Genomic DNA, 4609 nt, shown 5'->3' on the forward strand with positions numbered 1-4609 from the left:
TGCGCGCCCAGGCGCCGGACTTCATCGCCTTCTGCCTGAACCCGGAGATGGCCGCCGAGGCGACGCTCCAGCCGATGCGCCGGTTCGGCTTCGACGCGGCGATCGTCTTCGCCGACATCCTGCTCATTCCCCAGGCGTTGGGACAGGACGTCTGGTTCGAGACCGGCGAGGGGCCGCGGCTTGGCGAGATGCCGCCGGTTGGACGGATGGAGGAGCTGGCGGCGGGGGCGGGCGAGCATCTGCACCAGATCGGCCAGACGCTTTCCCTGGTTCGGGACAAGCTTGAGCCGGAACGCGCCCTGATCGGCTTTGCGGGCGCGCCCTGGACGGTGGCGACCTATATGCTGGACGGCGGCAAGAACACCATCGGCAAGGGCGAGCGGGCCAGCGCCCGGTCCTATGCCTATACCGATCCCGAAACCGTGGATGGCCTGCTGGCGGTTCTGGTCGAGGCGACGGCGCGGTATCTGAAGATGCAGGCCGACGCGGGCGCACAGGTGCTCAAGATCTTCGAGAGCTGGGCGGAGGGCCTGCCGGACGATCTGTTCGAACGTCTGGTTCTTAACCCCCACAAGGCGTTGGTGGCGCGGACGCGGGAACTGGGCGTGACGGTTCCCCTGATCGGCTTCCCGCGCGGGTCGGCCATCCATGCGGCGCGATATGCGGCCGAGGTCGATGTCCAGGCCGTGGCGCTGGACACCGCCTGTCCTCTGGCGACGGGTCGGGAGGTGCAGAAGATCAAGCCGATCCAGGGGGCGCTCGATCCCCTGCTGCTGCGCGCCGGCGGCAAGGCGCTGGACGCCCGCGTTGACCAGCTGATGGAGGCCTGGGGGGAAGGACCCTGGATCTTCAACCTGGGCCACGGCATTCTGCCTGACGTGCCGATCGCCCATGTCGAACAGGTGCTGAAGAGGATCGGCGCGCAGTAATGGCTGTCGTCGCACCCGCATCCAACGCCCATATAGGTTCCCCTCCCGGCGGTCGCCGGGTTGCGGTGGTGTTGTTCAACCTCGGTGGACCGGACAATGCGGCCACGGTTAAGCCCTTTCTCTTCAACCTGTTCAATGACCCGGCCATCATCGGCCTGCCGGCGCCGTTCCGGGGCTGGCTGGCGCGATTGATCTCCAGCCGGCGCGAGGCCTCGGCCCAGGCCAACTATGCGATGATGGATCACAGCGGCGGTTCGCCCCTGCTGCCCGAGACGCGCAAACAGGCGGAGGCCCTGAGACAGGGCCTGGCCGCCCGGTCGCCCGGCGACGACATCCGCGTCTTCATCGCCATGCGCTACTGGTCGCCCCTGACCGACCAGACGGCGGCCGAGGTGGCGTCCTTCGCCCCGGACGAGCTGGTTCTGCTGCCCCTCTATCCCCAGTTCTCGACCACCACGAGCCAGTCGTCGCTCAAGGCCTGGGCCGAGGCCTATCGCGGGCCGGGCGTCAGCCGGACCATCTGCTGCTATCCGCAGGCGGCAGGCTGGATCGAGGCCCAGGCTGCGGCCATCCGCGCCAAACTGGCCGAGGCAGGCGATGCGCCCGTGCGGCTGCTGTTCTCGGCCCACGGCATTCCCGAGAAGCTGATCGCCCAGAAGGGCGATCCCTATCAGGAACAGGTCGAGGCTACGGTCGCGGCCGTCATGGCCCGGTTGAGGGATCAGGGCGTCGAGGTCGATCACGCCCTCTGCTATCAGAGCCGGGTCGGGCCGCTGAAATGGCTGGGCCCGTCCACGCCCGAGGCGATCCAGATGGCGGCCAACGACGGGGTGGGCGTGGTCATCACCCCGATCGCCTTCGTGTCCGAGCATATCGAGACCCTGGTCGAGCTCGACATCGAATACGCCGAACTGGCGCACGCCAAGGGGGTCGCGCCCTATCTGCGCGCGCCGGCGGTCGGGATCGATCCGGCCTTCATCGACGGCCTGGCCGCCGCCGTCGTGGGTTCGCTGGGGCGGACCGGCGCGGCGCCCGACGGGCCCGGCTGCGGCCGCGCCTGGGGCGCCTGTCCCCACCTCAATCCGCGAAAGGCCGCCGCATGAATTGGTATGATCTGGCCCGGGGCCTGCACATTCTGGCGGTGATCGCCTGGATGGCCGGGATGCTCTTCCTGCCGCGGCTCTATGCCTATGACGCCGAGCAGAACGGCAAGGGCGAGCCGCTGAAGTCTGAGATGCAGTCCCTGCTGCGCCTGTGGCAGACGCGGCTGCTGAGGATCATCATCAATCCGGCGATGACCCTGGCCCTGATCTTCGGCGTCTGGCTGTTCTGGCTCAGAAGCGGGGAGGGCGCCGACTGGTCGTTCGCCCATCAGCCGTGGATGATCGCCAAGCTGATCGGGATATTCCTGCTGTTCGGCTGGCACGGCTTCCTGGCCGGCCAGAGGAAGAAGATCGCCGCCGGGACATCGAAATATTCCGGCCGGTTCTGGCGCATGACCAATGAGATCCCGTTTGTCATCGCCATCGTCATCGTCCTGTCGGCGACGACGGAGTGGGCATTTTTCTAGGGCGCAGATGCACCGCGCTACCGCTCACGACGCGGTCGCTCGCTGCTTGAGCGCGCGGATGAGGTATCTGCTGAGGTATCTGCGACGCTTGACCCGACCGGGCGTTTCGTGGTTTCGCTGCGCTTGAACCGTTCCGGCCCTCCGGGCGGTCCCTCTCTCTTGCGACGCCCGCCGGTTCGACCCGCAGGATCCCGTCGCCCTCCCTCTGGTCCTCCCGGACCGACATTCCAGATTTCCCCCGCCCGCCTGACACCTGTCCGGCGGCGATGACGCTGATCGAATTCCATGACCGACACCACCGACACGCCAGAAACCGAAGTCCAGGCCCCCGAGGCCGTGGTCGATTCGACCGAAGCGGACCGCCGCGAAGTCTCGGCCGCCGACCTGCCCCTGGTCGATCAGGAGGCCGAGGGCGACGACGATGACGGTGAGGCTGTCGTGCCGTCCGGCCGGATCACGCTTCAGGAACTGAACGACAAGACGCCGGCCGACCTGGTCGCCTTCGCCGAACAGCTGGAGATCGAGAACGCCGGCAACCTGCGCAAACAGGATCTGCTGTTCGCCATCCTCAAGGCCCTGGCCGACGAGGAGGTGGAGATCATCGCCGATGGGGTTCTGGAAATCCTGTCCGACGGCTTCGGTTTCCTGCGTAGCCCCGGAGCGAATTATCTTCCGGGTCCGGACGATATCTATGTCTCGCCGTCGCAGATTCGCCGGTTCGGCCTGCGCAACGGCGACACCGTCCACGGCGCCGTCCGGGGACCGCGCGAGGGCGAACGCTACTTCGCCCTGCTCAAGGTCGACACGATCAATTTCGAGGACCCGGAAACGGTCTCGACCAAGGTTCTGTTCGACAACCTGACGCCGCTCTATCCCGACGAGCGGCTGCACATGGAGATCCAGGATCCGACGCTGAAGGATCGCTCCGGCCGGGTCATCGATATCGTGGCTCCGCTCGGCAAGGGCCAGCGCTGCCTGATCGTCGCCCCGCCGCGCGTTGGCAAGACGGTCATGCTGCAGAACATCGCCAAGTCGATCGAGAAGAACCATCCCGAGGTCTTCCTGATCGTCCTGCTGATCGACGAACGTCCCGAAGAAGTCACCGACATGCAGCGTACGGTGAAGGGCGAGGTCGTGGCCTCCACCTTCGACGAGCCCGCCACCCGCCACGTCGCCGTCGCCGAAATGGTGATCGAGAAGGCCAAGCGCCTGGTCGAGCACAAGCGCGATGTCGTCATCCTGCTCGACTCGGTCACCCGTCTGGGCCGCGCCTATAACGCCACCGTGCCTTCGTCGGGCAAGGTCCTGACCGGCGGTGTCGACGCCAACGCCCTGCAACGGCCGAAGCGTTTCTTCGGCGCCGCGCGTAACGTGGAACAGGGCGGGTCGCTGACCATCATCGCCACCGCCCTGATCGACACGGGCTCGCGAATGGACGAGGTGATCTTCGAAGAGTTCAAGGGCACCGGCAACTCGGAAATCGTCCTGGACCGCAAGGTTGCGGACAAGCGCATCTTCCCGGCCATCGACGTGCTGAAGTCGGGCACCCGCAAGGAAGAGCTGATCACGCCGAAGGACCAGCTGACCAAGACCTATGTGTTGCGCCGCATCCTGAACCCGATGGGCCCGCAGGACGCGATCGAGTTCCTGCTCGACAAGTTGCGTCAGTCGAAGAACAACTCGGACTTCTTCCAGTCCATGAACACCTGATCCCGGACCGGGTCCTGCCGGCCGTGTTTCACGTGAAACGCAGGTGGGCTTGGGAATTCGATCAGAGGAGCCGTCGCCATGAAGATGAACGTCGAGATCGACTGCACCCCGGCCGAGGCCCGCGCCTTTCTCGGCCTGCCCGATGTGACGGGGCTCAACGACCATCTGGTTGAAGAGATGAAGAAGCGGATGGACGCCAATATCTCGGCCATGCAGCCCGAGGAACTGATGAAGTCCTGGACCAGCTTCGGCCTGTCCGCCCAGGATCAGTTCCGCCGTTTGATGGAAGCGGCCGTGACGACGACCAAGCCGTGATGCTCCATTCCTCCCCCGTTGGGGGAGGGGGACCATGCGCAGCATGGTGGAGGGGGCCGACCCCAGACACCGCCTTTGAGGCGAG

The 4609-nt window shown here is 66.1% G+C and carries 5 protein-coding genes; all 5 read left to right on the forward strand.

Translation table 11 applies throughout. The features are described from left to right. The coding region (locus WC555_RS15150) for a uroporphyrinogen decarboxylase family protein (protein ID WP_373254922.1) at positions 1 to 929 on the forward strand (929 nt) is incomplete at its 5' end. Further along, a complete protein-coding gene (hemH, locus tag WC555_RS15155; RefSeq protein WP_373254923.1) occupies positions 929 to 2032 on the forward strand; it encodes a ferrochelatase in 1104 nt (367 codons plus the stop codon). The genes WC555_RS15150 and hemH, both read left to right, overlap by 1 nt. Continuing rightward, on the forward strand, positions 2029 to 2499 hold the full coding sequence (locus tag WC555_RS15160; protein WP_373254924.1) for a CopD family protein: 471 nt from the start codon (positions 2029 to 2031) through the stop codon (positions 2497 to 2499). Before hemH ends, WC555_RS15160 begins: the two co-directional genes overlap by 4 nt. A gap of 285 nt (positions 2500 to 2784) precedes the next feature. Then, positions 2785 to 4209, forward strand: coding sequence for a transcription termination factor Rho (gene rho / locus WC555_RS15165; protein ID WP_373254925.1), 1425 nt, complete (start codon positions 2785 to 2787; stop codon positions 4207 to 4209). Between the two features lie 78 nt (positions 4210 to 4287). Beyond that, positions 4288 to 4524: a DUF6489 family protein gene (locus WC555_RS15170; protein ID WP_373254928.1), complete on the forward strand. Its 237-nt coding sequence runs from the start codon at positions 4288 to 4290 to the stop codon at positions 4522 to 4524. The last annotated feature ends 85 nt before the right edge of the window (positions 4525 to 4609 follow it).

It is taken from the genome of Brevundimonas sp. (assembly GCF_041648615.1).
In the GTDB taxonomy this organism is placed as follows: domain Bacteria; phylum Pseudomonadota; class Alphaproteobacteria; order Caulobacterales; family Caulobacteraceae; genus Brevundimonas.

Excerpts from the sequence above, each read along its gene's own strand:
- hemH (WP_373254923.1), top strand. The coding sequence starts at position 929 with ATGGCTGTCGTCGCACCCGCATCCAACGCCCATATAGGTTCCCCTCCC.
- WC555_RS15160 (WP_373254924.1), top strand. The coding sequence starts at position 2,029 with ATGAATTGGTATGATCTGGCCCGGGGCCTGCACATTCTGGCGGTGATC.
- rho (WP_373254925.1), top strand. The coding sequence starts at position 2,785 with ATGACCGACACCACCGACACGCCAGAAACCGAAGTCCAGGCCCCCGAG.
- WC555_RS15170 (WP_373254928.1), top strand. The coding sequence starts at position 4,288 with ATGAAGATGAACGTCGAGATCGACTGCACCCCGGCCGAGGCCCGCGCC.